Raw genomic sequence first — 26,996 nt, forward strand, 5'->3', positions numbered from 1 at the left:
GTTGTCCAAGGGGCAGAAACCTTCTAATGCGCAGGAAGCGGGAGCCCCGGCGAATCCGCTGGGGCCCCTGGCTCCAACTTCATTGCATCGACCATTCTGGAGAGCCTGATGGCAACGGGCAACTCGTCCCGTAGCAATCCGGCGGAACCTATTTTGCCCTCAATGATCTTTAGACGGTAAGCGATAGTTCTGCTGTGAACGCCCAGGCGCGAGGCAGCTGACGCTGCGTTTTGTCCCGAGGCGAAATAGGCTTCGAGGGTCTCGACCAGCCTGTTTGGGGGGTCTTGGTGCGAACCAAGATCCCCCAACTCGTCAGAAATGAAAGCCGAGACGGCGGCCAAATCCCGCATGGCCAAGGCCTCTAGCATCACTTCGTCGTACCACGTTATCTGCCTCCCAAGTTTCTGGGCCACCAAATCGGATTCAAGGGCTTGTCGGTGAGAGACCGCGAATCCTTCCAACGCTTCGCTCACTGATCCAAATGAAACGCGGGTACCTTTCGGCAGGGTTAAGCCGCGGACAGCTTCTTGAGGGGGTGGCATGCGACTGGACCATTCGACCCAGATGTAGCCGGTCTCGTCTTCAGCAGTGATTACCAACGGACGGATCCGTGCTGCGCTTCCGAGTGTCCTGGCGATAGATTCGACGCCTTCTCCCGAGACGACCGCAGCCAGATGCCGACCTGAGAGGTTATAGGAAAACACTGTTGAATCGATCGGTAGCCCTGCCAGGAGCGCCCTCAACGTTGAAAGCTTCCGACGATTCTGGCTTTGTCTGGAAAATGAAGTGGTCTCCATCTGATAAGTCTCAATAATGGAGGCGGTCACTTTATCGTTCCAAGCGAAGTGGCTTGCACTGGCATGCCGAAGAACTTTGGATCGTTGTGTGGGGTCTGGGATAGTTCGGTGGGCTTCCTCCAGCACAAATTCCCACAATGCCGCCTGGGCGGCTCGAGATCCCTTCAGCAAGTGCTGAAGGTCGACCCCTGCCCTCGCTGCCAATTGAACCTCGCGAAGGGTTTCGTTGGATGCTCTGACATCTCCCACCCTGTCCTGTCCAATGTATTCGAGGACATCACGAAGCGACGCGGCAACAGTCTCGGACTCGGCTGTGGTCAGCGAGGAGTTGCGGGTCGTCGATGAGTAGCCTTCATAGGCGTACTGGAGTCTGGCACGGATACAGTCGTAAATTTCAGGAATTCTTGCCTTGACGGCAACCGAAAGTTCAACCAGCCCTTCCTCAATAGTCATACACTGAGACTACCAACAGAGTCGGCTTGAGCCGAAGGTTGCGAAGCTGACGAACTAGGATCATGATTCAGACACAGCACTTGTCCGCAATTTCGGACGCAATAGCAGCAGATATAGACCAGCTCTCCGAGTCCATGGCTCGTCGTATGAATGACGACGCTCAGACTGGTGTGGGCCTGGACCCTGCACTTGCCCTACGGCGATCTGAGCGGCTTACCGCTGCTCTTCAGTCCATGAGCAGGGGCCTTGCTGGCGAAAAAGAGCCAGCTGACAACTTTCTTGCCGAAGCCACCCTGGAAGCACGGGCCGCAGCTCAGGCCGGCGCTGACCTGCTCGAACTCATCCATACGTATCGTGTGCTGCAATCAGCCATGTGGGATGTTCTGCTGGACCTTACCACCACGCTCATCCCGGATGCTTCGGAGCAATTGGAAGTACAGAAGTGGGTATCCGGTCGTCAACATGATTGGCACGACGTCGTTGTTGCCAACGTCATTGACGCTTACCGTTCAGAACAGCATCGCTTCTTCTATAAATCAGAGGACCATCGGCTTAGGTCGGAGCTGCGCGACTTCATCGCGGGTCGCCGTAGCGCCCGCCCTGGAGCAGCGTACCCGTTTGAAGCGCAGCATCTGTCCGTAGTCGCTTGGGGCGAGGACCCAAAAGGCACTATTGAACGTGTCGGCATCGAGCTCAAAACTGACGAACGGTTGGTGCTGGAGAGTACAGGTGGGGCGTTCCTCGGGTGGTTGGCACTTAAGGGCAACCTTGATTTTGTTGAAACACTCGCTGCAATGGAACTTCCGCGTGGAGTCCATTTGGCTTTGGGGACCCTTGATAAGGGGTTCGCCGGCTTCAGACGCAGTCATCAACGAGCCTGGCGTGCCTACAAGGTAGGACGACTAACAGGAAAACAGCTAACAGTATACGCCGATGTGGCCTTGGAATCGGTGTTCGTGACCAACATGCAGGCCGTTCGTGACTTGGTCGCTCAGCAATTAGGCCCTCTGCTCAGTGACCCTCGAAGAGACGTACTCTGCGAGACGCTAACTGCCTATTTTGCATCTGGTTGCAACGCTGTCGCGGCGGCAGCGGCTCTCCAGGTCCATGAGCGCACTGTGGCCTACCGACTGAAGTCCGTTGAGGAAAGACTTGGAGTCGACGTGGCAGAGCGCCATGTTGAGCTCCTTGTTGCGCTACGGCTTCACCGGCTGTTGAGGTCCATTGCTGAATCCAAGAATTCCATGACGTAGATTTCCAAGACTGTACGACGAATCCCCCAATTGTCGGTTCTGCGTAGGACGGAGCCAAGATTTGTCGCATGACGCAGAGCGGAGAACCTTCGTCTAAGGGCAAGGTAGTGACATGAACAATGACCGCGGCAGGCGGCACAGCCTGTGAAGCCACCTTCTTTCGACTATGTTGTTGCTGATTCGGTCGAGCATGCGCTCCACCTCTTGGCGGATGGGGGAGATGACGCAAAAATCATCGCCGGCGGACAAAGTCTGGTCCCACTCCTGAACTTCCGAATGGCACGTCCGTCACTATTGATTGACATCAACCGCGTGCCCGGGCTGGCCAATATCAAAAAAGTTGACCAGACGGTGAAAATTGGCGCCCTAACGCGCCATGCGAAACTGATTACCTCAAAGACGATCCTGCAGAACCTTCCGCTCCTGCCAGAAGCTGCGGCTTGGATAGCCCATCCGCAGATTCGCACACGGGGAACGATCGGTGGCTCGCTTGCACATGCCGACGCCGCCGCCGAATTGCCAGTTGTCCTCCTGGCACTCGACGCCCACGTCACGGCGATGTCGCTTCGTGGCGAACGAAGGATTCCAATCAAGGACCTTCTCGTGTCCCATTTCGTTTCAAGCATCCTTCCTGACGAAATTATCGTCGAAGTCAGCGTACCCATGCCGCCCGCGCGGACAGGGGCTGCTTTTGATGAATTCTCACGCAGACACGGCGACTACGCCATTGGAGGCGCTGCCTCAATGGTCACGTTGGACGACCACGGGCGATGCGTGAGTGCAAGGATCACCGTCTTAGGGGGCGGTTCCACGGCGATCCGCTGTAATGACGCCGAAAGTCTACTCATAGACGGCGAACTCACTACAACAGATATCGCCGCGGCAGCCAAGGCCGCAGTGAACGACCTTGAGCCGGTCTCCACCGTGCATGGCACTTCCGCCTACCGCCGGGAGGTCATTCGTACCCTCGTCGAACGAACCTTGACACAGGCCGTTCATCGCGCGACACCGACAATGGAAAGCATGGATTAACGATGAACGCGTTTCACCTTAAACTTGAAGTAAATGGAGTCAACCACGAGGCCGATGTTGAACCTCGTCGGCTGCTCGCGGATTTTCTGCGTGATGACCTGCAACTCAAGGGCACACGTGTAGGTTGTGAGCACGGAGTCTGTGGCTCATGCACAGTTCTGATGAACGGGCAGCCTGTGCGCTCATGCACGACGCTGGCAGTTCAGGCTCACGACGCTCGAATTGAAACAGTCGAGAGCCTTCAGCAGGAGGGTGACCTTCACCCGCTGCAAAGCTCCTTTTCGAAATGTCATGCACTGCAGTGCGGTTTCTGTACCGCAGGCTTTCTCATGACGCTCAAGCCTCTATACGACGATGACGACGTTACGATGGATGCTGCAACGGCCCGAGAGGCCATTTCAGGGAACATATGCCGATGCACAGGCTACCAACAGATCGTTGAGGCCACAGTTGACGCTTTTGCGTGTAGAAATCACGGCATTCAACCCTAATGAGATCTTCTCCACGCAGGACAGTGCGATGGGCAGCAATCGCTTAGCCTGTCGGAACTGTCATACGGGATGACCGACGAAGTGATCTCGATTCCTCGTGAGTTTGAGGAGTGGCGCGATGGCAAATCACTCGTGGTACGGCGCCCCGGGTACGGCTCAGGACGCCTTACCGGGGCTACGCGGGGGAACTGCGGTGCGCCCGAATCAAAAAATCGGAGCACGAACCCTCCCGTTTTATCACTCTCGCTGGATTGTCTAGCCGCGGGGTATGCGCAGCCACGCATTCCCTGCGGCTTTGGCATGCCGTCGAGGTTAAGTCCCCTGGCTAGTGAGCGCTCGATGCCGGATAGAACTCAGTTTCGCTGGCGGTCGAAAACCGGGCCGCCTGTTCGAACTGATTGGGTAGGGGATAACAGTTGAGGATAGGACGCTTACTCCGCGGTCGCACCTTGCCGAGACAATGAGGTCGATAGCAGCGCGGTTGGCTATCTCCCGGGACCACCGTCGAGAAAGCTGTCAGGGCTGACGGGCCGCCGGGATACGTGCGGGCGTCGGAGGACTCCAGGATTAAAGCGGTGGAACCAGCTATTCGTGCGCTGTTGAATGAGAACCAGCACGATGCAGGCAACGTTCTGGCCGACCGAGCGGGTGGGCTGGTGCGGGTCCCCCGGCATGGTTCCGTGAGAACGTGGCCGGATCCAGCCGATGTACGCCCCGGCGGACCTGCTGACCGAATGAGTTACGAACCCTGCTATTAGGCGCAGTGCGACCTGTGCTTCCCCTAGGCGCGGATACCCGTCGGCGCAGGCAAACCCCGGATGCTGCCGGTGCTGGTGTCCTCGCGTTCACGCTTCATCATGGGCCGGGTGATCCCGTCCCGGTGACCGATGACCTGCTGGCGGGGATGTGGAATCCGATCGAATCCCTGGGCGCGGTTCCGCGGTGTCAACGGCGACTGATCTGGGACAAATGAAAACGGCATCGGACGCCGGAACAGCTACTCCGCAGGCGTCGAGGGTGTTCGCTGGGGTTACCGCGGCCAAGATAGTGCAGTTCAGACCTAGGATCCGGAGAGCAAGGGCATGGCGAAGCGGGCCAACCAGTTCCTGGAGACTTCCTTTGGGCCCGCCCCATCCCTCAACTCGCCCTATTTCACCGTCTGTGCCTCCCGGTGGATGCCAAAGCCAATGCCCGGTTGGTCCGACGGACCGGCGCCCGATCGCTGATCGGCCTGAATAAAGCAGCAATGCCGGCGCTACCGACGGTTGCGCCCGTGACCGAAGTCACCGCGCGGGTCCGACTCCCGCGCGACTACTTCGTTCGAATGGGATCCAACGACTACTCCGTTCTTCCGCAGCCAATTGGAAAGTCCGTCGATGTCATAGCAGGCCGTGGAGACCGTCACCATTACCCTGACCGGACGCAGCTTAGGAAGCCACCCTAGATCTTGGGGCCACGGCCGGGCTGCGGGATCTTGCGGACCACGACCGGAGGCTCGGGGTCGTTTTCAATGACGTGAAGCTCGCCTGATGACCTAAGCGATGGAAGCGGCGGAGAGGATCGCAAGCCAAGCTCGGGAGGCCCGGCTGGACTCATGAGGAATACACAGCCGCGGTTCTCTCCCGAGAGGTCGTCGCCCGGGAAGCCTCAAGAGCCCCATCCCCTGCCAGGGCCGCCGGAGATATTGAAAGTTGAGTGGAGAAGCTACCGTACATCGCAGCCAGACCTGGCAGGTGCGGAATTGGATGGAAGGGCGTAAGCGCAATCCCGGGCATACTCCAAGAGCCCGAACTGGAGCGGCCTTCCTGGCCCGCCGCTGTGGACAACCGCCCGTCACACACAGGACGTGATTAGCACGCAGGGAACTGCGCTAGCCCTCTGGGTCTGCAATGGAACGTGCAGGATGGCCTGGCGGTGCAGTTTGCTTTTCTAGGTAGGGAACTATGGCCTGTTCCGCTGAATACATCCCGGTCTTACCGGACCATGGGCTGCGTGTTGGTCCAGTCGACGTTAAGGGCAGCCCGCAGTTCTATTTCTCGTGTCCGCATCTCGGTTCGAAGAACGTTGCTGAACTCGGACGCCTCGTCTACCACCTGACTTACGGCCCGGTTTAGTCCTTTCGGTCCCAGTGCTGACATTGCTTCGTTGACCTTCCGGCATGCGATCATGCCAACGGCGACACCGATTCCCATGCAGGCGAGTCGTCTTATCACGGCAGTCTCGTTCCTATTTAGCGCGGCGTCGGGCGGTGGGTTTCGTACGGTCCGCTAGTGCCTTGCTCACGCCGTGGCTGAAAGCCACCACCTTGATCAGCGGGGACCCTATTGCGGCGGCAATCACGGACGATAGCGCAGAGATATTTGCGCTAGCATCCGAAACGTTTGTCGATATGCCGTCTACCTTCTTGAGTTGTTGGTGTGTGGTAGAGACGGTGGCCGTAACCTCGTCCAGGAGCGGCGTGGCGCCGTCGCTCATGGCCTTGATGGCTGTCACCACCTCGTCGAGCACTTTACCCAGCTTCAAAATGGGCACGGCGAGCAGCAATACTAGAATTGCGAACACGCCAGCAGCAATAAGACCTGCAATTGCACCACCAGACATAGTCCTTCATCTCCTCATTTGTTTTGGGCTGTTACACCGCAAGTACGCACACAAAGCGGCGGCTCTTGCTGCATCGACTGTCGTTTTTGGTGATTTGCAGTCCACACGCTGGTCTCCCGACGGGGATGGCAAATTCTCCTCGAGATCCTTGCCGGAAATCAATAAGACAATTTCGCCCGCAGAGATCCTGGTGGTCAAGGGGACTGCCTAAGCATGGGGCATTGAATTTTGTTCGGTCACGTAACGCCGACGCAAATATCGAACGGCGTTCAGTGGGCAGGCAAGCTGCACGGCACGACGACGCCGCAGGCTTGCTTCGATCAGCAACGGTTTATCACGTCGTGGGCGGACACCGATGGCGGGAGGTACTCTAAGAGAAAAAATCTGGCCGGTCCAAGAGGGCAACAACTTCACTCAACCCGCACGGTTAAGACCCGAACATCACTTGCCATTTGAAGTGGCCGTCCCTGACTGGACTAGGTCGTGCCGGCAATCCCGCTTTGTCCACGCCATCCAGCAGAGACGGACACTCCAAAGCTTCTTAGCTCTACTCCCCCAATCGGCTCTTACCGAGAGAGGGCGGTCCGGACCGACGAGCGGAGAATAGCCTCAACAGCCCGCTCTGCTGTTTCCAGGGCCCCTTCAATGTAACCGGGGAAGGCTAGCGAAACATCGGACCCCACAAAGTGAACACGATCAAATGGTTCCCCCAGTTGCTTGTGTATACGGCTAAATTGTCCAACCCGCGGAGATACCCACGGACCCTCAAAAAGTGGGTCGGCGAGCCAATCATGGTAGTCCACACCCAAAACTTCGACCTCTGGCAGATAGTAGTGCACAGCGTCTTCAATGGCTTCAAGGTCCCGGGGATCGAATGAACCTGAGTCAGTGAATGCCACGAGGAGCCGCTCGCTGTCGGAGACTTTACAGTAGTCGTAAAGCGTAGGAAAGATTCCGTCGCCGACGCATGCGATTCCTTCTTCGGCTCCGCGGACGTGGATCAAAAGCTTCAGACCTCGGCCACCATGCCCTTCTTCAATAACGGAAAGCCGCTGTTCCGGCAGGGTGGGAGCGAAGCTAATCCGACGCCAGGTATTCATCGGAGCTGCCACCACTACAGCACGCGCTTCGTACACCTGTCCCTCATGATCCGTCACTCGAATAATTTCGGCCGACTGGTCAATGCTTTTCACCACGACGCCCATTCGTAGTTCCGGGACGTCGCACCGCATCGCATTGACCAGTTCGTCAGAACCGTTGGCGAAAACCTCATCCAGCGAAAGCACCACACCAAGGAGACTGTAGTGATGAGCGGCGACAAGCTGCAGCGCCCAGAGTGCAGAGGATTCCTCCGCGGGTTGCCCAGTCATGTTCCATGCCCAGGCTAAGAGAAACTTTTTGGACACAGTTGGGAGCCCCAGTGACTCAACGTACTCGATGAGGGGTACATCGAGGTCTTCGAGGCCTTGATTCTCCAAACCCCTCTGCAAATCGATGCGGTGAGCGTCGCGCAGCAGAGTGTAGATCGCCGCTTCCATAGGCACAGCCTCAGAACCAGGAATAGGAAATGCCTGGTTTAGTGCATCCGGGCCTAGTTGGTGACGGAATGCGCTGAATTCAGGAGCGGTGATCGTGGCAATGCCATATCTGTCTAGTTCAGCGGCAAGGCGTGGGTGATGTTCGCGATGAAGGTAAGCCCCTCCAATTTCAACCCGCAAATTCGGCGCAGTGCTTGATTCTCTCGAGTAGGCTCGTCCACCAAGGCGGTTTCCACCTTCAAGCAGCAAGACATTTTGCCCTGCGCCGGCGAGGTCGCGAGCCGTCTTTAGCCCGCTGAAACCCCCTCCAACTACAATTGTGTCATATGACAAAGCAATTCCTTTTCAATAGTTCACGCGGCTGGATGCCGGTGCGCACTCCATGAAAGAGCACTACAACCTACTGCATTTCCATTGAGCCTCGATCGAGGACGGGTGCCGCCGCTCGATCCCAGAGTTCTGCCCAGTCCACGGGGCCATCAAGGTCCACCGTTCCTTGAGTTGCACGGACGATCTTCTCAGGAGTTGCAGGAAGTTCATAGAGAGCCGTACCAAAGGGTGAAAGAGCATCGTTGACAGCGTTGAGAACCGCAGCAGGCGCTGCGATCAGTCCCGACTCGCCCATGCCCTTTACACCCGACGCAGATATCTTCGACGGAGTCTCGAGGTGTCGAATTTCGAAGGGAGGAGAAACATCCATCGTCGGAGTCTGATAATCCAAAAACGAGGTAGTGGAGAGATTGCCGGCCTTGTCATAAACCAACTGCTCAAATAGAGACAAACCGATACCCTGAACCACTCCGCCTCGAATCTGTCCCTCAACAATCGTGGGATTAATCATGACTCCGCAGTCTTCTACCGAGAACACTTTTTCAACGTTGACGAAGCCGGTAACAGGGTCGAGTTCCACAATCATTGCGTGCCCGCCGTTCGAAAACATCGGTCGTGACGTGTCCCAGGCTCTCGTGAACTCCATCCCAGGGTCAAACCCTTCGGGCCACTTGGATGCATCCCAGTAGATTGCCGACGCAACGTCTGCGATATTCAATCGCGACTCCGGTGCTCCAGCTACAAAGGCAGCACCGTCTTCCAAGAGGATATCCTGCGCCGAAGCCTCAAGCATATTAGCCGCAACTGCGACCAGTTTCTCCCGGATGGCGTGGGCGGCTCGATTGACGCACCCGCTGGCGATGACACCAGCACGACTGCCAACCGTTCCGCTGCCATAGGCGCCCTTTGTCGAAGTTCCTGCATCAACACTGATCGCTTCGAAGGGTACGCCGAGAACATCAGCGGCCACTTGAGCGAGAGTGGTCTGGTGGCCCTGCCCTTGCGAGTTCAGCCCTGAAGTTACAGTGACCGAGCCTGTTGAATCCATTTTGACGGTTGCCGTGTCGTGATAAATCTCGTGCATCCCGTGAGCTTGGAGCATGCCAGTGCTTTCGCCACTGCTTTCCACAAATACGCTGATACCAAGCCCAAGGTATTTACCTTCTTTTCGGGCCGCTTCTTGACGTTTTAGGAAAGCCGGATAATCGACCATCTCTTCCAAAGTATTGATGGTTGCTAGCCACGAGCCTTCATCAAAGTCGATGCCTTGAGGGTTCTTCCATGGGAATTCGCGGACGACGTTACGCCGCCTGATCTCGAATGGGGAAATCTTGATCTGACGAGCCAGATCATCCATCAAGCATTCCCTAGCGAGTGTCCCGGCCATGTATCCCACGCCGCGGTAAGCTCCCATGGGGCACTTGTTGGTGACGGCTGCTTCGTAAACGTACTCCGTGGCCGGGATGTCGTAGACCCCGGTTGGCGTGACGGCGACTGAACACCAGCTCTCAACTGCCATGGTTTGCGGCGGCATGTGGTAAGCGCCTCCGTCAACCAGCGCGTGAGTTCGCACGCCGGTTACCTTTCCTTCGTCAGTGGCTGCGTATTGGATTGTTACAAACTGCTCGTGAGCATGGGAGCCGGCAAGGAGATTTTCACGGCGATCCTCGACCCACTTAACGGGTGCCTGAAGGTGCTTGGAGGCCAAAGGCATCAACATTTCCTCGGGAAAGACATGCGCCTTTTGGCCAAATCCGCCGCCGGTGTCCGGGGACAAAACTTCAGAGCGCGATTCGTCGAAGCCCAAAAAGAGGCTCAGGCACAACTTTACGTAGTGCGGCATCTGCGTCGACACCCAGAGCTTGAGCCGGTCCTGGGTCCAGTCGTAGTCCGCAAGACAGCCTCTGGTTTCCATGGGCGCGGCAGCGACCCGGCCAGGGTGGTACAACGCTGAAGCTACGTGGGAGGCCTCGTTGAAGGCTTGGTCAATGTCGCCGAAGGTTGCACGCCCACGGATCCCGACGTTGTCTGGCCGTTCGCCGTTGGCTACGGGACCACCTTGAATGGAAGTGCGCGGATCCAGCACCGCTTTAATCTGTTCGAGCTCCAAGTTAACGAGATCGCACGCATCTTCGGCGATAGCTCGCGTGTCCGCAATGACTAGAACAACTGGCTCGCCCACGTAACGGACGACGTCTTTAGCCAAAAGTGGCATGGTCATCGGCAAACAGCCGTCAGCGCTGAACTGCGCCTCTATCCCTGGGCAAAATTCTTCGATGTCGGAAGCCGTCCAGACAAGGTGCACGCCAGGAAACTCTTCTGCCTGCGTCGTTTCGATGCTACTAATCCGCGCGTGGGCTGCAGGGCTGCGTACTAGGCAGGCGTGAAACTGGCCGTCGACATTGATGTCGTTCAGGTACTTGCCCCGGCCTGTTAGAAGTTTGGCATCCTCGCTGCGAGGCACACGCTTGCCAATCACATTCCTCGTGATAGGCGGAGAAATGAGGTGCGGGTTATCCATTGTCGTTTCCTATCTGGCCTGCTGCGTCCAGGACAGCGTCGATAATTGTCTGATAGCCGGTGCACCGACACAAGTTGCCGCTTAGGGCTTCGACTACTTCTTCTCGTGTCGGGCTGGGGTTGGAGTCAAGCAGCTCCGTCGCAGACATGAGGAACCCGGCGGTGCAGAATCCGCACTGAAGGGCGTGATGCTTTTTGAAGGATTCCTGGAGCGGGCTGAGCGAGCTTCCATTGGAAAGGTCCTCTACCGTCCTTATGGTCCTTCCATCGCCCTGCGCGGCAAGAGTAAGACAAGATCGTACAGCTGCACCATCGAGAAGGACCGTACACGCACCGCACACTCCATGCTCACACCCCAGCTTCGTTCCATTGAGGTTCTGATCGTTTCTCAGATGGTCAGCCAGAGTATCGCGGGCATTAACAGCGACCGTTCGACGGCGACCATTTATTTCGATGTCAATGTCAATGCGGTCCGATGGCAAAGGTGATGTCACGTGCGTGCTCCTGCTTCAAGAATGGTGCGTCGGATCAGCTCCTGTACTAGGCCATGCCTATATTCAGCTGAGCCGTGCATGTCTGATATGTACGTGAGCGACTCCGCACCCGCGATGGACGCCCGCACGGCCAGGTCTGCCGTGACTGTCGATCCTCTTAGGAGGTCCTCTGCGACGGTCACTCGCTGTATCTTGCCCACCGCACCGCCGACGGCGATCCTGGCATCGACGATGCCAGAGTCCTCAATTGTTAGAACGACAGCGATGTTGGCGAGACCATAGTCGCCTGAGCGTCTGGCAAATTCACCATACGCCCATCCCTTCGGCCGGGAGGGCATCCAGATATCAGTGATGATCTCGTCAGGAGAAATGCTAGTCATGTATGGTCCGACGAACAGGTCATCGGCCTCGACGGTGCGCTTCCCTCTCACGCTTTGAACCTCCACCATGCCGTCCAGCGCCAGCAGAACTAACGGCCATTCACCGGCCGCATCTCCGTGAGCCAGAGAACCACCAAGCGTTCCCCGGTTACGTATCTGCGGGTGAGCTATGTGCGATCCGGCTGAGGACATCATCGGCAGAAGCTTGGCAATAAGTGGTGAACTCACGATGGTTGCATGGGTGACCATGGGCCCAAACCGGACGTATTCTCCGACTTCTTCCAAAGCCGTTAGACCCGGAATCTTCGCGAGGTCCACGACGACCGTGGGTTGGGCCAATCGCATAGCCATTACTGGCAAAAGACTTTGCCCGCCGGCGATAACTTTGGAGTCATCGTCGGCTGACAGCACTGCGCAGGCTTCATCCATTGAAGCCGGCGATGTGTAGCTAATAGCAGGTAGTTTCATGCTTCACTCCCTCGAACGACTTTCATCATGCACTACGCTCTGTGATTTTCTGCACGACATCTACGAACAACTACGGTGGGCATTTTGTAGAACCATGCATAAACGACGACCCGTCCGGAGGAACGCTGTTTGTGCTCGTCATCGGAAAACCGGACTCGAGGCAGAAGTTCACACGTGCAGGTGCATCTCACTGCTCCACCTGTATGCGTCCTAAGTGAGGCTTTCTGCCACCGGAGGGGCGCATTGGGTTTCGCGCGCAGTGTCTGCGAACCGCGAGATGGCCGCGCATGCCCGTCTGGCGTACGTCGTGCTTCTGCTAGTTCGGGGTGAATAGCGCTAGCAGACGCAGCAGCCTCTGAAAAGCCAGGTGCACCGGATGGTCGGCGAAGGTCAGCTGCAGGATATAGCCATGTCAGCTGTGCTAGGAACGTATAATCCCCAATTTATTCCGAGCTTTACGCTATCGTGACCACCATCGAGAGGCTAACCTCCAGCAAATGGAGGTAGGACATCAACCGTGTCCCCAGCCTTGACGGTAGCTGACTGGTTCCGCACGACAACCTCGTTAAGCAAGAAGCTGCTCCGGGACAGGATCTGATGGAGCGGCGGAGTGCCCTCGGGAGGTTTCGGGCGCTCCACGGCCAGTATTGCTTGGATCAGATCCGCCACCGTGGCCTTTTCGGCCAGTTGGAACTGCTCCTCCCCTAGACCTGCGGCCGAAGACGCGGCGGCGTAGTAGCGTACTTTCATTGGTGTCATCCTCCGATAGCACTCATGCTGCGGTCTGGTTGGACGAAGTCCGGAGCATCCAGTCCCACGTGGTCCATTCCGTGAGCCTTGGGTTTGAGCCACATGGCGTCCCGCCAACGTTGCACGATATCCTCGTCGCTGCCTCCTGATCGCAGCACGCTCAGAAGGTCGGTTTCTTCCCGGGAGAAGAGGCAACTCATAATTTTGCCCTCGGCTGTGATCCTGGTTCGGCGGCAATCCGAGCAGAACGGCTCTGTCACAGAGGCGATGATGCCGACAGTCCCCACGGGGGGACCATGTAGCGCACCTTCGTTCCCCTCCGGTAGCCGCTCGGTTCCAATCGCCCGCCGTCGTACGTCGAAGCGTTCAGCCGGTGCCCCTTCACGGGAATGGGAGTTGGGGCTCAGGATAAAATCCGTGGAAAGCAGTTCGCGGATTTCGGCAGCGGTAACCATGTCTCGACGTGTCCATCCATGGTCCGCGTCCAAAGGCATCTGTTCAATGAAGCGCAGCTCGTAGCCACGCTCCAAGGCCCAACTAAGCAGCGTTGGAGCTTCCGCATCATTGATGCCTCGCATCAGCACAGCGTTCAGTTTGACCGGGCCGAGGCCCGCATCCCAGGCGGCATCCACGCCCGCCAACACTTGGTCCAGGAACGGTCTGCGGGTCAACCTCGTAAAGGTCTCCTCGTGTAAGGAATCAAGCGACACATTTACTCTGGTCAGCCCAGCGGCCTTGAGGGGCGCCGCCTTCTTGGCGAGTCCCACACCATTGGTGGTCATCGATATCGGCAGGGAGGGGTGATCTTTCCGCAACCTAGAAATAATCTCCACCAGATCGTGCCGCACCAACGGTTCCCCCCCAGTCAGCCGCAACTCCCGGACGCCCAGGTAATGAACTCCTATACGAACGATCCGAATAATCTCGTCTGCAGTCATGATCGCCTGCTTGTTGAGCCATTGGAGGCCTTCCGCCGGCATGCAGTATGTACAGCGGAGGTTGCATTTGTCAGTCAGGGACAGCCGCATATCCGTGGCCCGGCGTCCGTAACGATCAACGAGACCGGAGCCAGCACCCGAGGGGCCACCGCTCGGCGCTGAGGTTGTTACCTCCCGGTATCTCGGCATGCCTAACTGAACACTCATAGTCTCAGGCTACGTCAAACCTAAGATCCCACATTTGTGCAAATCCGAACAATTGCCGCGCCGGATTGTGGCAACGAGCTATATTGCGAGACGCAGCTCGCCTGATGGAATGGGCTGGGCTGCCAGGTCAACACGTGGTGTGCCGGTGGCCGACGGGCGGGCAAACGACCAGCGCTGAGGTGGCTGAACACCCTACGCCTGAGCATCTCCTTTAAAGCATCCGCCATCGGAATAGCAAGAAAAGCATTTACCTTAGCCCCAACCGCCCTTCCTGAAGGCAGGAACATGCAGAGCAATGAAAAGCAGCTGACCACGTTGGTTCGCAACGGTCCCAGTCCGCGAACAATCGAAAAGCAGCCTCCGACGGAAGAGAACCGCAGCGTCTCCAGGCATGTCCGAGCAGTTCGAGATGTACTGAAACCGCTGTTGTCAACGCCTCGACATGAAAGGGTACCCGTCATGGAGGCGCTGGGACGCGGATTGGCGGAGACCATTCATGCCCCAATGGACCTGCCACCCTTCGATAACTCACAGATGGACGGTTTTGCTGTCCGGTCGCGGGATCTGACAGACGGACACGGTGCATTGCGGGTGGGAGCACCCGGCCCTGCTGGCGCGGTTCCGGAACCATTGGTGCAAGGAATCGCGGCTCCTATAATGACGGGCGCCATGATGCCCGCAGGGGCTGACGCTGTGATCCCCATTGAATGGGCCGTACCTCATATATTCCCCCCACCAGGAGCTCAGGCCACAGTTACACTGCCTTCGACCGCGGCGGGGTCCTTTGTTCGCCGGCGGGGCAGCGACGTTGCAGAAGGCGACTGCGTCTTGGCTTTCGGAACGTATCTTGGACCGCGTCAGCTGGGGCTGCTCTCAGCTCTTGGCGTGACAGAGGTTACAGTTCATCAAAAGGCGACCGTGCTCCTCGTCACCACCGGCGATGAAGTTGTTGAACCCGGTGAAAGGCGTGCTGCCGGAAAAATCAACGACGCCAACAACACCTTGCTGGAAGCCTCCATGCGGGAGGCTGGGCTTGATGTAGTCAGGGCGGGCGTCATCAGAGACGAACCGGGCGTCCTTTCGGAACTTTTGAAACAACATGTCTCTCATGTCGACCTCATAGTCACCACTGGCGGCGTGAGCAAGGGCGCTTACGAGGTGGTCAGGCAAACCATGCTGGATCATCCAGTTGAGTTCTCCCATGTAGAAATCCAACCGGGCGGGCCCCAGGGCCTAGGTACCTTCGGCGGCATCCCGATTCTTGCTTTTCCAGGGAACCCTGTCAGTTGTTTGATCTCCTTTGAGATGTTCCTGCGCCCGCTCCTCGGCGAACTATTCGGCACACCGAAACCCAGGGCCAGCTATAGGACCCGATTGTCCCACGCCTTGACATCACCTCCGAGGAAGCATCAGGTAAGGCGGGGCGTGCTGTTGCCGAACGGTACCGTCCGGTTGGAAGGTGGCGAAGGCTCCCACCTACTAGGGGCACTTGCACGATCGAACGTCCTGGTTCACATTCCTGCCGGAGTTTCGGAACTGGCAGAGGGGGAGGAGGTAGAAGTATGGGTGCTATAAATCCCCTCGATACTTCTGAGCGTTTTACTCACCTCCGGCCCGACGGCACAGCCCAAATGGTGGACGTGTCCGAGAAGATTGAAACCATACGGGAGTCGACGGCCACCGCAACGGTCCTAACGACTCGAAGAGTCCTGGCGCTCTTGACCTCGGACGAACTGCCGAAGGGGGATGCGTTGGGAGTGGCTCGGGTAGCCGGCATCATGGCTGCCAAGAAGACGTCAGAATTAGTTCCACTTTGCCATCCCCTCCCTCTATCAAAAGTGACCATTGACTTCGAGCTCCTCCCCACATCTGTAAACCTATTTGCAAGCGTGAAAACTCGCGGGGTGACAGGCGTCGAGATGGAGGCACTGACTGCTGTGACAGTGGCCGCCCTCAGCATGTACGACATGATCAAAGCCGTGGATAGGCACGCCATCCTGTCCGATATCAAGGTGCTCGCCAAAAGCGGCGGGAAGAACGGGAGTTGGACGCTGTGACCACCCAATCGCTACCAAGGAACTGATATGCACGCCGAAAACCAAGAGCATGTACGCACCCAGAAACTTGTCACCCAGCGCCAAGGGATGCCGCAAACCCCTAGCGTGTTCCAGGCGGTACTCAGCGACCAACCCATTTCCGTAGATGTGGCCATTAAGGCCGTCGAGTCTGATACATCCGGGGCGGTGGTCAGTTTCAGTGGGGTAGTCCGTAACCACGACCAGGGTAAGGACGTGGAACGGCTAAGTTACACGGCTCATCCCTCGGCGCAGCAAGTACTTGAGGAGGTCGTAAATAGGGTTGCGGCAGAATTCTCGCTGACGGATGGACTCGATAGTCGCGCCGCAGTGCAGATTTGGGCAGCACACCGCATCGGTGCTTTGAGAATCGGCGACCCGGCTCTTGTCTGCGCGGTGGCGGCGGGACACCGTGCGGAAGCTTTTGCCATATGTTCGGACCTCGTTGACCGTATCAAAAAGGAAGTTCCAATCTGGAAGGAACAGTTCTTTTCAGACGGCACCGTGGAATGGGTAGGCGCCGGCGGTTAGACAGCCCACACAAGCCCTATGCGGCGGGCGAGCCAACCCGCATGTGTTCTGCCTGCTGCCGGTGGCGCTCACCCCTATTCGTGTGACATCTGAACAGTGTCCGGCGCTGCCTCACCCACTCCCTCCATCATCGAAACACCTCAAGAAAAGAGCATCATATGAGCATCACCCGCAAGAACATCACCGCCATGCTGGCGGCCGGCGCACTGGCCGCCAGCCTTGCCGGCTGCGCAGGCAGCAGCACCCCGGCAGCGACCAGTACCCCAAGCGCCACCGAGTCGGCCAAGCTCTCCGGAACGGTGACCGTTTTCGCCGCAGCGTCGCTGAAGTCCACGTTCACCAAAATCGCTTCGGACTTCGAAGCCGCGAACCCCGGCACCAAGGTCACCCTGAACTTCGCCGGATCCTCGGACCTGGTCACGCAGATCACCCAAGGCGCACCGGCTGACGTTTTCGCCTCGGCCGACACCAAAAACATGACCAAGCTCACCGATGCGAAGCTCATCGACGGTACCGCGACGAACTTCGCCACCAACGTCCTGGAGATCGCCGTCCCGCCGTCCAACCCCGCCAACATCAGCTCCTTCGCTGACCTGGCAAAGCCCGGGGTGAAAGTCGTCGTGTGCGCACCGCAGGTCCCATGCGGCTCGGCCACCGAGACCATCGAGAAGGCCACCGGAACCACTCTGACCCCCGTCAGTGAAGAGTCTTCAGTGACCGATGTCCTGGGGAAGGTCACCTCCCAGGAAGCCGACGCGGGTCTTGTTTACGTCACCGACGTCAAAACCGCCGGTGACAAGGTCAAGGGCATCCCCTTTACCGAATCGGACAAAGCCGTCAACACCTACCCCATCGCCACGGTCGGGACCACCAAGAACAAGGACCTGGCCCAGGCGTTCATCGCAGCCGTCACCGGCGCCGCGGGCAAGAAGGTACTCACCGACGCCGGATTCGGCACCCCGTAACCACGGGATGACATCACACCGCGGACCCGGGTACACCGGCATCCCGCCATGGATCTACGCCATCGCGGCAGCAGGCGGACTCTTCGTCCTGCTGCCGCTGGTGGCCATGGTGGCCAAGGTCAACTGGACCCAGTTCTTCCCCCTTGTGACCTCGGAATCTTCACTCACGGCCCTGGGCCTGAGCCTCCGGACCTCCGCGGCCAGCACAGCCCTGTGCATTGTCCTGGGAGTGCCGCTGGCTCTCGTTCTGGCGCGCGGGACGTTCCCGGGGCAGCGCCTGCTCCGCGCATTCGTGCTCCTGCCCCTTGTTTTGCCACCTGTTGTGGGCGGCATCGCGCTGCTCTATACCTTCGGCCGGCAAGGGCTCCTCGGAAAATCACTCGAGCTCGCGGGGATCCAGATCGCGTTCTCCACCACCGCCGTCATCCTCGCCCAGACCTTCGTGGCCCTGCCGTTCCTGGTGGTCAGCCTTGAAGGTGCCTTGCGCACGGCAGGCACCAAGTACGAGGCCGTCGCTGCCACCCTCGGTGCACGGCCCACTACAGTCCTGCGACGGGTCAGCATCCCTCTCGTGCTGCCCGGCCTTGCCTCGGGCGCGGTGCTGTCCTTCGCCCGCTGTTTGGGTGAATTCGGTGCAACCCTCACCTTCGCCGGGAGCCTACAGGGAGTCACCCGGACGTTGCCGCTGGAAATCTACCTGCAGCGCGAAACCGACGCCGATGCCGCCGTCGCCCTCTCGCTCCTCCTGGTCGCGGTGGCCGTCGCCGTCGTCGGGCTTTCCTACCGCCGTTCCCGCCAGCAGCCCGCCACGGAGGCGTCCAACGCATGACCTTCGCCCTGAACGCCGCCCTGAACGCCCGAAACTTCGACGTCGCCCTCAGCCTGGGACCTGGCGAGACCGTCGCCATCCTCGGCCCCAACGGCGCCGGTAAATCAACCCTGCTTGGCATCATCTCCGGGCTGCTCCGTCCAGACACCGGCTACGCCGAACTCGGCGGATCAACGTTGTTCGACATCGACGGCGGCCACTTCACGCCCCCGCACAGCAGGGGCACCGCACTCCTGGCCCAGGAGCCTTTGCTCTTTCCCCACATGAGCGTCCTCGAAAACGTCGCGTTCGGACCACGCTCAGCCGGGATCAAACGGGCAGAAGCGCTAGCAACCGCGAGACACTGGCTGGACGAAGTCGACGCCACCGAGTTCGCCCAGCGACGACCCAGCCAACTTTCAGGCGGCCAAGCCCAGCGCGTCGCAGTGGCCCGCGCGCTGGCCGCCAACCCAAAACTACTCCTCCTCGACGAACCGATGGCCGCCCTCGACATCCACGCCGCACCCTTGCTCCGGCGCCTCCTCAAGCGGGTCCTTACCGGCCGCAAAGCCATCATCATCACCCACGACGTCCTCGACGCACTCATCCTCGCCGACCGCGTCATCGTCATCGAAAGCGGCCACATCACAGAACAAGGCCCCACCCGCGACGTACTCGAAAAACCCCGCAGCCGATTCGCAGCAGGGTTGTCCGGCCTGAACCTCCTCACCGGAACAATCACGGAGTTCGGCCTTACGACAAATGAGGGCCTGGCAGTGGCCGGATACCGCCAAGACGCAGCCCTCCCCGGCAACCCCGGCGCCGCAGCCTTCCCGCCCTCCGCTGTTTCCGTTTACCTCACTAGTGACCACGGCAGCCCCAGAAACACGTTCAAAGTCACCATCACGGACCTAGAACCCCGCGGCGACCAGATCCGGGTCAGGGCCGGCCATCTTTCAGCGGACATTACACCGGCAGCGTCCGCGGAGCTCGACTTACTTCCCGGGACTTCGGCCTACTTCGTCGTTAAGGCAGCGGCAACCTTGATCTACCCGTCCTGTTGATCAGGGATTCTGGCTTCCTTTGAGTTGAACTGTAAAAATCAGACGAACAGAGGCGAGGAGAACAACTCTCATACTGCCCTCATGGGAAAATCGACACAGACATGGACCCACCCTCCCACTGGGCTACGCGTCCTCCAGCAGCAACGACCAGCATGGCCCAACGAGAGGAATCAGCAGAGTTCAACGACGAGAAGACTCGCGTATCACCTCAGTAGTGAGGACCGCGCAGCTGCACGCCGTAACAACGGATTGATCGTGTGTGGGATGGACCATGCCGTCCAACCGTCATCTGATCAGCCGGCATCCGGCATTTCATCGGCACTTCCGGCCGGTCGCTGCAGTATCAGCTTTCAACGACCGGCGCGGTTGTACCACGAGTTCGGGTGGGACTATTTATCGACTAGCTATCAGACTCAAGGTGGCTACGGTTCAAGGGAACCGGCTCGTTTAACTTTGCGGCGACTGGAAAGTTGAAAGGCGATAAGTACCAGCAGGATAGCAACGGGCGCCACCCAAGTAATTGAGTCGAGCGGCGCCGGCGGTGGATTGATCAGCGCATTCACATACAGCCACGCCATTCCCGCAAATCCCAGCACGGAGACGATAACCATGGCAACGAAGCCTTTGCTTCTTCGGGCGAGCTTTACGGCTCCTGCGGTGACAAGTAAGTAGGGAAGCACCCAGGCGAAGACGACGAGGGTAGCGTTGAGGTTGTATGCGGTAAATATGTCCGGGGTGACGAGGACCAAGGCGGTCATGGTCGCCATGCTTAGTATTGCCAGCAAAAGGATCGAAACGTGTGGGCTGTGGTAGCGGGGGTGCACCGCAGCCGTCCTCGCTGGCAGCAGGCCCTCCGCTCCGATTGTCATGACGAGCCGGGAGCCGTAGTTCATGAATGCGATGAGAGATCCAAATGACGCTATCGCCAAGACCAGGTCTGTGACCCCGGCAACGCCAGTCCCCAGGCCTGACGTAATTGCCAGTGCCGCCGGAGCAGATACGCCTTCTGCCAGCAGCTCCGAAGAGGCCATCAAACCGGGCACTTGCAGAACGGTGGTTACAAGGTACAGCGCACCCAAAAGCACCGGAACGGCCATGACGGCTACCGGTACGTTTCGTTTCGGATCCCGAGTTTCGGCCGCCAAAGAGGCACAGCTCTCAAAGCCCACCAAGAACGCCGCTCCGGCAGCTACCCCTTGTAGAGTTCCGGACAAACTGAATTCACTAAAGTCCAGCTGCTGGTCCAACTGGAGCCCGGTATGGGCCGCACTTATTCCGGTGATGAGCAGGACCAGCGGGATGGACAGCACCGCGAGAGTGACCGCGATTCGAACGGAGGTATCAAGACCTCTGAATGCCACAAATGAGGCGATCGAAGTTGCAAGGACCTGGATTGCGATCTGCGGAGCCGATGCCAGTGCCCATTCGACACCTAGACCGCTCAGGAAACTGCCGCCGAAGATTCCAACGATCGCGGAGATGCCGGACACCTGAGTGACCATGCCAATGACAAGCGCAGCCGCAGCAAGCTTCTGAGCCCACGGGCCGAAGACCTCTCCGATGTACGAGTAGATTGACCCTGTGGCAACAAAGCGCCGGGCGAACGAGATTACGGATATGCCGACACAGATCACGGCGAGGGCAGACGTAAGCGCGGCGGTCCATGCCGTTTTCCCGCCCGGCGCAAATAAGAGCAGAGGCACGAGGGCCATACCCACTGCGGGGATGTATGAGGCTACGGTTAGGGACACTAATTGCACCCGCCCCAGTTGACCGGTTTCTAGATGGGCACTTGACTGGTCGCGTTGCGCGGTGTGAATTGTCGAAGGATCGGACACTGCGTTTCCTTAGAATGTATGGGACAAACCGGGTAGTGGTTCAGCGGCGGGCGGTGTGGATGCGAAGGGTGAGGGCGGCACCAGCCCGAACTGGTGTGCAGTTCGTCAATGCTGTAGAACGCTGTAGAGCGCTTCCGACAGAATCACAGTTGTTGTCCCGCGGTTGTACTACTGAACCAGGTAACAGCTGCGCCCCGTTTATCCGACTCTTCGGTAGACGGGCTATCTCACCGCTTACCTAGGTCACAACAGGGACAACAGGGTCGGTCTTGCCTGCGCCCACTTTGGCGACGCTGGGTGTGCGTGCGTAAAGAGCCGGCCACTTGCATCATCGGACCTTGGATAAGACCGTACGGCCGGAAGCCGAGTGCCTATGACTTAACGCAAACGCAAACGCAAACGCGAACGCGAACGCGGACGCTGGCGGAGGCGCAGACGCCTTCTGAGCCTCTGAACCAAACGCTTCCAGCGGCGTTCTCCGCGTTGCCATTCCGCCGGAATGAAAAAATCCGGATCTTCGCCACCGGGTGGAAGATAGACTTCTTCGCCAGGTACGGGAAACGTCACTCGCACCTGGGCTTCTTCAAATTCCATTCCTACTCCTGATATCGATCGGGTTTCGGCCACCGGAGCCCATCCTTTGTATGGCACTCCCCCGAACCAACTGTGGTTCCTAAGTGTGCTGCATGGCCGTTGGACAGTCTTTAGACGACATCGTCATAGTCACCTGTCTCCTAGGGTTCCGACCCCCCTTGCATTCCTGTAGGGCATGCGCTACCGGCAGGTCCTCGAATGGCGTGGACACTTGCCTGATCCGTTCTTCTATATGGGCGGCATTCCGCGAACGGCCAAGTCCGAGACCTACGCGAAGTCATAAGCACTGATTGGAAATGCATATATTCAGAGCGGGATCTCTCCCCGCCCGCGTTATACCGTCGGCTAAGACCCACAGGAGATACGAGAGGCCACTTGTGATGCAGTTCCAATCTATTCCCAGTACCCGAAGCCAATCGTCGTACTGGTTGGCAAGTGCTCTTGCATCGACGCAACCTGAAAGCCAGTCCCTGCGCACCTCATGCCAAGCCGATGTATGCATCATCGGCGGAGGGTACACGGGGTTATGGACTGCCATTGAACTCATCCAGAGAGACCCCAGCATGCGCATCGTCGTTCTTGAGGCGCAGGTTTGCGGTAGTGGGGCAAGCGGAACCAACGCAGGCTTCGTAATGAATTTATGGCCTAAATTCTCGGCGCTGGTCTCCCACGCTGGCCGAGACGAAGCCATCCGCATTGCGGGCGAGACGAGTCGCGCCATTGGGGACATCGAGGAATTTGTCAACGAACACAAAATCGAGGCAAATTTCGAACGGGCCGGATGGCTCTGGGCGTCGACGAGCCCCGACCAAGACGATTCCTGGGAAGAAACTCTCCTGGCACTCGACGGAATTGCAAACCAGCCCTTTCACCGGCTCTCTGCTGAGGAAGCACAGCGTCTCGGGGGCCAGGCTGTCCGAGCCGGCGTTCTCGATCCAACGTCGGCAACTGTTCAGCCAGCAGCACTGGCATTGGGATTGCGGCGCGTCGCGCGCAAACTGGGTGTGGAAATATACGAACACTCCCCTGTTCGATCCATCTCGGGCAAAGGTCGCCCAATCGTAGAGACAGAGCACGCTCGAGTCACCGCCGATTCAGTTGTTCTTGCCATCAACGCGTGGACGAGCAATCTATCGTGGGCGCGGCGTCATCTCATCACTACTGCAAGCGACAACATGGTTGTCGTACCAGGAGCGTCCTCCGCGGGCTCCAACGCGGAATCCAAAATGGGTGTTTCTGACTCCCGAAGGCTTCTCAACTACTGGCGCAGCACGCCGGATGGAGCACTACTTTTCGGCAAGGGCGGGGTTGGTCTGGGATTTCGCAATCAGGGGTCATCCTCCCTTTTCGGCGAAGTACCCAATCTCAAGCTCTTGCGTCAGAACTTCGAGCAAACATTTCCGTCCCTGGCGCATGCCCCCATCATCAACACTTGGCGGGCCCCGGTTGAATATTCAATGAGCTCGCTACCCTTCTTCGTGGCCGACCCCAATAACCCTCGTGTTTTTGTAGGAACAGGCTACTCAGGCGACGGAGTCGGGCCGTCACGGTTGGGCGCACGCATCCTCGCGAGCCTGGCCACCGACCAGAAGGATGAGTGGAGCGAAAGCGCTCTCACCCGTTTGCCTTCAGGCAGGTTGCCCCCAGAGCCCTTCCGATTCTTTGGCGGTCAACTTGTTCGAACCGCAATTATTAGAGCGGACGATCTTCGCTATCGAGGCAAGAAGGTTGATCTCGTCACGTCCGGAATAACGGCGTTGGACCCCACATCCTGGGTTTAGAGCCTCAGCTGTGGAAGTGGTGCGCCGGGGCAGGCCCCGTGAGCGGGCAGGCGCACTTCACATATGTGCCTTAGGGCAGAGCGGTGGCGGGGGCTCTGTACTCGGGATCGCTTCGCAAGGAAAGTCGATTGTGACATCAAAGGAGACTCCGTGGATGACCACACGAAGTGTTTGGAACCGTCTGGGCGGAAAATGCAAAATCAAGAAGTCGGCCGCCCACGGCAGGCTGGGGCCCGAGCCACAACTGCTAGCGTGCTCCAAACAGTTGCCTCGACAAGACAAACCGGATTACCACTACTGGAAAGAGCGAAAGACGATGGATTCACTGAGGTGACCTCGGGAGGAGATCGGAAACGCCAGGCTGAAGCTCACATCGAAATAAGAGTAGATAACAGATCAGCCATGGACGACTGCCTCAACACGGCAGTCGAGCGGATCATGGAGGTCGCCCTCCAGCGCCAGCTCTACGGCATCCTCGTAACCCGGCTCGCGGGCGGACGCTTCAGGGTCGAACTGAACGAATCTGTCCCCTACGGATACACCGAACAACGCGATGAGCGCGATGTGTCCTCCTGACCACTCGCCAACTTCACTAGGCGCTTATAGTTCACCAGCAGGAACGCCAGCGTCCGTGAATGTGGAGCAGCGTTGGATGAGCTCAGTATTGAACTCGTGTCGATGGCGGCCGACATCCTCTCCTTGAATCATGCGCAGCAGTAACTCGACCGCAAAGTTGCCCATTTCAGCGTACGGCTGGCGGATCGTCGTAAGTTGTGGGTCCAATAGGAGCGCCGCGCGCTCATCATCGAATCCAACGACGGCCACGTCTCGGGGAACGTTCAAGCCCCGTGCGCGCAGGGTTCGCAAGGCGGGTGCGGCCATGGCGTCCGCGACGCAGAACAATCCATCGACTTTTCGGCCGCTCGACAAAACAGCTTCGAGTCCAGACCAGTGCTCTTGGGATTCGTTGAAGGGATCCGCACAGTCGATGACCAACGCGTTGTCGACAGCTATCCCGGCCGCGGACAGGGCGTCCTGGTAGCCCAAAGTGCGCTGGTCAATAAAAAGACCATCGCCCCAATCGGCCTTTTCCGCTTCCATGTTCGGACGTATGAGCCCAATCGAACGGCATCCTTGATCGATCAGATGCTGGACGGCCAGCTGAGCGCCTTGCCGATTCTTCGCTGAAATCGTGGGGAATCGGACATCGCGGTTGGTGTCATCAATTGCCACAGCAGGTAAGGCAATGTTGTCGCAGGCCGCACGCACACCCTGTTGGTCCGGCACCCCAATGACAATTACCCCGTCAGTCGGCACGTTGACCAGAGCCTCGACGATGGCTGCGGCGCCGCCTTCCGTCCCTGCAACAGGATGTGCCATGAGTTGGTATCCCTCGCTGGCAGCGGCCTTGAACGCAGCGCGGACAACAGGTTCCCACCAACCCCAGCCAGCATCTGGCACGATCACGCTGAGGGCGCGGTAGTCCCCGCTCCGCAGTGCACGCGCGCTAGCGGAGGGGCGGTACCCAAGAGTCCGGGCCATGTCGCGGATTCTTTCTCGAGTCGCCTGGCTCACGTCCGGGTGGTCTCCTAATGCCCTCGAGACCGTGGCAACCCCGACTCCGGCCGCACGGGACACATCGGCCAAGGTCACTCTTCGTGGCATTGCATTTCATCCTCTCCGTTTTTCGGGGTCACTTGCCCCTTTCCGCCTGCTGGGTCTAGTCTATCGGAAGCGTTTCCGGTAACGTTACCGGTAGCGTTACCGAAAGTCTTTACTATCTACTCTCTCAACGATGAGGAACAGCCATGTCATTACCTGTTAGTGCTAGCGGCACGGACACGCCAACGAGCCAGCCGCAGCGTGTTAGACCTTCGTTCGTCGTCATTTATGTACTTGCTTTGTTTGGCATTTGGATGTCAATCAACCTGCCCGCCTCGGTGACACTCGCGCTAAGAATTGGAGAGCTTGACCCCGAGGGCAAAGCGACGAGTTATTCTATGGCGGCAGGCATTGGGACTCTCACCGCTCTGCTGGCGAATCCGTTGTTCGGGCGACTGAGCGATCGGACCCGAAGCCGCTTCGGGCGCCGCCGGCCCTGGATCGTGGTGGGTATCTCCGGCACCATTGCCGGGGCTGTGGCCATCGGGGTCAGCGACAGCATGCCACTGTTGCTGATCGGCTGGATCATCATGCAGGCTTTCGTGAATGCAGCGATTGCCTCCTCTTTGGCGATCGTTGCTGACCGCATCCCTGAGAAGCAGCAGGGGTTGATCGGAGCCCTGTCCGGCATGGCCTCATCAGCGGCGATGCTCGTCGGGGTGTTCTTCGTGCAATGGTTTCCCTCAAATACCCTCGCTCAATTCGGCCTACCTGTCGCGGTCGCCGTCGTGTTCTGCTCGATTTTGCTTGCGATGATGCGCGACGATACTCCTGCAGTCGGCGACATCGCTCCGTTCAGCCTCAAAGAGTTCCTCGGCAGTTTCTACGTCAGCCCCCACAAGTCGCCGGACTTTAGCCGGTTCCTTGTTGCAATGTTCCTGACCACTTGCTCATGGGGTGTCGTTTCGACATACACCGTTTACTTGTTACAGGACCGGATAGCCGTCCCAGCAGAGGCGCTTCCAGGCGTGATCACACTGGCCTACGTGATCCCGGGGATTTTGGCTGTGATTTTCGCACCCGTCGCCGGATGGCTCAACGACCGCACTGGTCGGCGCAAGGTTGTTCTGGGCTCGACCGCCCTGATCATGGCGACAGGCACTCTTGTCATCATCTTCGCTGACGGCCTGGTGCCGTTCCTCATAGGCATATCCATTGTTAGCGGCGTTGCTGGCGGCATGCTCTATGGGGGCTACATCGGGTTCGCTGTGGCCACCATGAACGATCCCAACACCGCGGCACGCGACCTCGGGGTGACCAACATCGCCTTCACCCTGCCATTTTCTGTGATGCCATTCATCGCGCCAATGCTTCTCGGGGTGGGAGGAGGAGATGCAAACTACGCCGCGTTACTGACCGTGGGTGCGGCGCTGACGCTCTTAGGCATCATTCCCCTATTTTTCATTCGCTCTACTCGCTGAACAGG

26 protein-coding genes are annotated in these 26,996 nt (G+C 58.5%); 13 read left to right on the top strand and 13 right to left on the bottom strand.

From position 1 onward, the window contains the following. Positions 1 to 23 precede the first annotated feature (23 nt). Positions 24 to 1,250: a PucR family transcriptional regulator gene (locus tag BACI9J_RS12390; protein ID WP_159734651.1), complete on the bottom strand. Its 1,227-nt coding sequence runs from the start codon at positions 1,248 to 1,250 to the stop codon at positions 24 to 26. A gap of 62 nt (positions 1,251 to 1,312) precedes the next feature. On the opposite strand from BACI9J_RS12390, the gene BACI9J_RS12395 reads away from it, so the two are divergent. The 3 genes from BACI9J_RS12395 (at position 1,313) to kdhB (ending at position 4,026) form a co-directional block, all read left to right on the top strand. Further along, on the top strand, positions 1,313 to 2,503 hold the full coding sequence (locus tag BACI9J_RS12395) for a PucR family transcriptional regulator (protein WP_159734652.1): 1,191 nt from the start codon (positions 1,313 to 1,315) through the stop codon (positions 2,501 to 2,503). Between the two features lie 144 nt (positions 2,504 to 2,647). Continuing rightward, positions 2,648 to 3,535, top strand: coding sequence for a 6-hydroxypseudooxynicotine dehydrogenase complex subunit alpha (gene kdhA, locus BACI9J_RS12400; RefSeq protein ID WP_159734653.1), 888 nt, complete (start codon positions 2,648 to 2,650; stop codon positions 3,533 to 3,535). 2 nt (positions 3,536 to 3,537) lie between these two features. Next, a complete protein-coding gene (gene kdhB / locus BACI9J_RS12405) occupies positions 3,538 to 4,026 on the top strand; it encodes a 6-hydroxypseudooxynicotine dehydrogenase complex subunit beta (RefSeq protein ID WP_159734654.1) in 489 nt (162 codons plus the stop codon). Between the two features lie 781 nt (positions 4,027 to 4,807). Here kdhB and BACI9J_RS12410 read toward each other — a convergent pair. Continuing rightward, positions 4,808 to 4,975 carry a hypothetical protein gene (locus BACI9J_RS12410; protein WP_159734655.1) on the bottom strand — a complete coding sequence of 56 codons (168 nt, stop codon included), beginning with the start codon at positions 4,973 to 4,975 and terminating at the stop codon, positions 4,808 to 4,810. 297 nt (positions 4,976 to 5,272) lie between these two features. Here BACI9J_RS12410 and BACI9J_RS24770 point away from each other — a divergent pair, with 297 nt between their 5' ends. Beyond that, the gene (locus BACI9J_RS24770; RefSeq protein WP_442858640.1) at positions 5,273 to 5,470 is read left to right on the top strand and encodes a Mu transposase domain-containing protein; all 198 of its coding nucleotides are present in this window, start codon (positions 5,273 to 5,275) and stop codon (positions 5,468 to 5,470) included. 529 nt (positions 5,471 to 5,999) lie between these two features. Here the strand turns inward: BACI9J_RS24770 and BACI9J_RS12415 are convergent. The 8 genes from BACI9J_RS12415 to moaA form a co-directional block, all read right to left on the bottom strand. Further along, on the bottom strand, positions 6,000 to 6,218 hold the full coding sequence (locus BACI9J_RS12415) for a hypothetical protein (protein ID WP_159734656.1): 219 nt from the start codon (positions 6,216 to 6,218) through the stop codon (positions 6,000 to 6,002). Between the two features lie 34 nt (positions 6,219 to 6,252). Then, on the bottom strand, positions 6,253 to 6,627 hold the full coding sequence (locus BACI9J_RS12420; RefSeq protein WP_159734657.1) for a DUF948 domain-containing protein: 375 nt from the start codon (positions 6,625 to 6,627) through the stop codon (positions 6,253 to 6,255). A 566-nt stretch (positions 6,628 to 7,193) separates the two neighbouring features. Then, complete coding sequence (locus BACI9J_RS12425; protein WP_159734658.1) at positions 7,194 to 8,498, bottom strand: (S)-6-hydroxynicotine oxidase; 1,305 nt, start codon at positions 8,496 to 8,498, stop codon at positions 7,194 to 7,196. A 67-nt stretch (positions 8,499 to 8,565) separates the two neighbouring features. Further along, entirely contained in the window at positions 8,566 to 11,016 is a 2,451-nt protein-coding gene (ndhC, locus tag BACI9J_RS12430) for a 2,6-dihydroxypyridine 3-hydroxylase subunit NdhC (protein ID WP_159734659.1), read from the bottom strand. Continuing rightward, positions 11,009 to 11,509 carry a (2Fe-2S)-binding protein gene (locus tag BACI9J_RS12435; protein WP_236558682.1) on the bottom strand — a complete coding sequence of 167 codons (501 nt, stop codon included), beginning with the start codon at positions 11,507 to 11,509 and terminating at the stop codon, positions 11,009 to 11,011. The genes ndhC and BACI9J_RS12435 overlap by 8 nt, the downstream gene beginning before the upstream one ends. After that, entirely contained in the window at positions 11,506 to 12,357 is an 852-nt protein-coding gene (gene ndhA / locus BACI9J_RS12440; RefSeq protein WP_159734660.1) for a 2,6-dihydroxypyridine 3-hydroxylase subunit NdhA, read from the bottom strand. Before ndhA ends, BACI9J_RS12435 begins: the two co-directional genes overlap by 4 nt. A 483-nt stretch (positions 12,358 to 12,840) precedes the next feature. Further along, positions 12,841 to 13,107 carry a MoaD/ThiS family protein gene (locus BACI9J_RS12445; RefSeq protein ID WP_159734661.1) on the bottom strand — a complete coding sequence of 89 codons (267 nt, stop codon included), beginning with the start codon at positions 13,105 to 13,107 and terminating at the stop codon, positions 12,841 to 12,843. Between the two features lie 5 nt (positions 13,108 to 13,112). Continuing rightward, complete coding sequence (gene moaA / locus BACI9J_RS12450; RefSeq protein WP_159736460.1) at positions 13,113 to 14,234, bottom strand: GTP 3',8-cyclase MoaA; 1,122 nt, start codon at positions 14,232 to 14,234, stop codon at positions 13,113 to 13,115. A 303-nt stretch (positions 14,235 to 14,537) separates the two neighbouring features. Here moaA and BACI9J_RS12455 point away from each other — a divergent pair, with 303 nt between their 5' ends. The 6 genes from BACI9J_RS12455 to BACI9J_RS12480 all read left to right on the top strand — a co-directional run bounded on the left by BACI9J_RS12455 (position 14,538) and on the right by BACI9J_RS12480 (position 19,695). Then, complete coding sequence (locus BACI9J_RS12455) at positions 14,538 to 15,827, top strand: molybdopterin molybdotransferase MoeA (protein ID WP_159734662.1); 1,290 nt, start codon at positions 14,538 to 14,540, stop codon at positions 15,825 to 15,827. Then, positions 15,815 to 16,309 (top strand): cyclic pyranopterin monophosphate synthase MoaC, encoded by a 495-nt coding sequence (gene moaC, locus BACI9J_RS12460; protein ID WP_159734663.1) that lies wholly within the window; start codon positions 15,815 to 15,817, stop codon positions 16,307 to 16,309. Before BACI9J_RS12455 ends, moaC begins: the two co-directional genes overlap by 13 nt. 87 nt (positions 16,310 to 16,396) lie before the next feature. After that, on the top strand, positions 16,397 to 16,858 hold the full coding sequence (locus BACI9J_RS12465; RefSeq protein ID WP_159736461.1) for a molybdenum cofactor biosynthesis protein MoaE: 462 nt from the start codon (positions 16,397 to 16,399) through the stop codon (positions 16,856 to 16,858). 158 nt (positions 16,859 to 17,016) lie between these two features. After that, complete coding sequence (gene modA, locus BACI9J_RS12470) at positions 17,017 to 17,823, top strand: molybdate ABC transporter substrate-binding protein (RefSeq protein WP_159734664.1); 807 nt, start codon at positions 17,017 to 17,019, stop codon at positions 17,821 to 17,823. Between the two features lie 7 nt (positions 17,824 to 17,830). Next, the gene (locus BACI9J_RS12475) at positions 17,831 to 18,652 is read left to right on the top strand and encodes an ABC transporter permease (RefSeq protein WP_159734665.1); all 822 of its coding nucleotides are present in this window, start codon (positions 17,831 to 17,833) and stop codon (positions 18,650 to 18,652) included. Further along, positions 18,649 to 19,695 (top strand): sulfate/molybdate ABC transporter ATP-binding protein, encoded by a 1,047-nt coding sequence (locus tag BACI9J_RS12480; protein ID WP_159734666.1) that lies wholly within the window; start codon positions 18,649 to 18,651, stop codon positions 19,693 to 19,695. Before BACI9J_RS12475 ends, BACI9J_RS12480 begins: the two co-directional genes overlap by 4 nt. Positions 19,696 to 20,117: 422 nt before the next feature. Here the strand turns inward: BACI9J_RS12480 and BACI9J_RS12485 are convergent, their stop codons facing one another. Together BACI9J_RS12485 and BACI9J_RS12490 are read right to left on the bottom strand one after the other, a co-directional pair. Continuing rightward, positions 20,118 to 21,533 carry an APC family permease gene (locus BACI9J_RS12485; RefSeq protein ID WP_159734667.1) on the bottom strand — a complete coding sequence of 472 codons (1,416 nt, stop codon included), beginning with the start codon at positions 21,531 to 21,533 and terminating at the stop codon, positions 20,118 to 20,120. A 378-nt stretch (positions 21,534 to 21,911) separates the two neighbouring features. Next, positions 21,912 to 22,127, bottom strand: a complete 216-nt coding sequence (locus tag BACI9J_RS12490) for a hypothetical protein (protein WP_159734668.1) — start codon at positions 22,125 to 22,127, stop codon at positions 21,912 to 21,914. Positions 22,128 to 22,507: 380 nt separating this feature from the next. On the opposite strand from BACI9J_RS12490, the gene BACI9J_RS12495 reads away from it, so the two are divergent. Both BACI9J_RS12495 and BACI9J_RS12500 read left to right on the top strand, forming a co-directional pair. Beyond that, the gene (locus BACI9J_RS12495) at positions 22,508 to 23,908 is read left to right on the top strand and encodes an NAD(P)/FAD-dependent oxidoreductase (RefSeq protein ID WP_159734669.1); all 1,401 of its coding nucleotides are present in this window, start codon (positions 22,508 to 22,510) and stop codon (positions 23,906 to 23,908) included. A gap of 402 nt (positions 23,909 to 24,310) precedes the next feature. Further along, entirely contained in the window at positions 24,311 to 24,484 is a 174-nt protein-coding gene (locus BACI9J_RS12500; protein WP_159734670.1) for a hypothetical protein, read from the top strand. 24 nt (positions 24,485 to 24,508) lie between these two features. Here the strand turns inward: BACI9J_RS12500 and BACI9J_RS12505 are convergent, their stop codons facing one another. Beyond that, positions 24,509 to 25,573, bottom strand: a complete 1,065-nt coding sequence (locus BACI9J_RS12505; protein ID WP_159734671.1) for a LacI family DNA-binding transcriptional regulator — start codon at positions 25,571 to 25,573, stop codon at positions 24,509 to 24,511. A 143-nt stretch (positions 25,574 to 25,716) separates the two neighbouring features. Here BACI9J_RS12505 and BACI9J_RS12510 point away from each other — a divergent pair, with 143 nt between their 5' ends. After that, positions 25,717 to 26,991, top strand: coding sequence for an MFS transporter (locus tag BACI9J_RS12510; RefSeq protein WP_159734672.1), 1,275 nt, complete (start codon positions 25,717 to 25,719; stop codon positions 26,989 to 26,991). Positions 26,992 to 26,996 lie beyond the last annotated feature (5 nt).

Source organism: Arthrobacter sp. 9V (assembly GCF_902506065.1).
Taxonomy (GTDB): Bacteria; Actinomycetota; Actinomycetes; order Actinomycetales; family Micrococcaceae; genus Arthrobacter.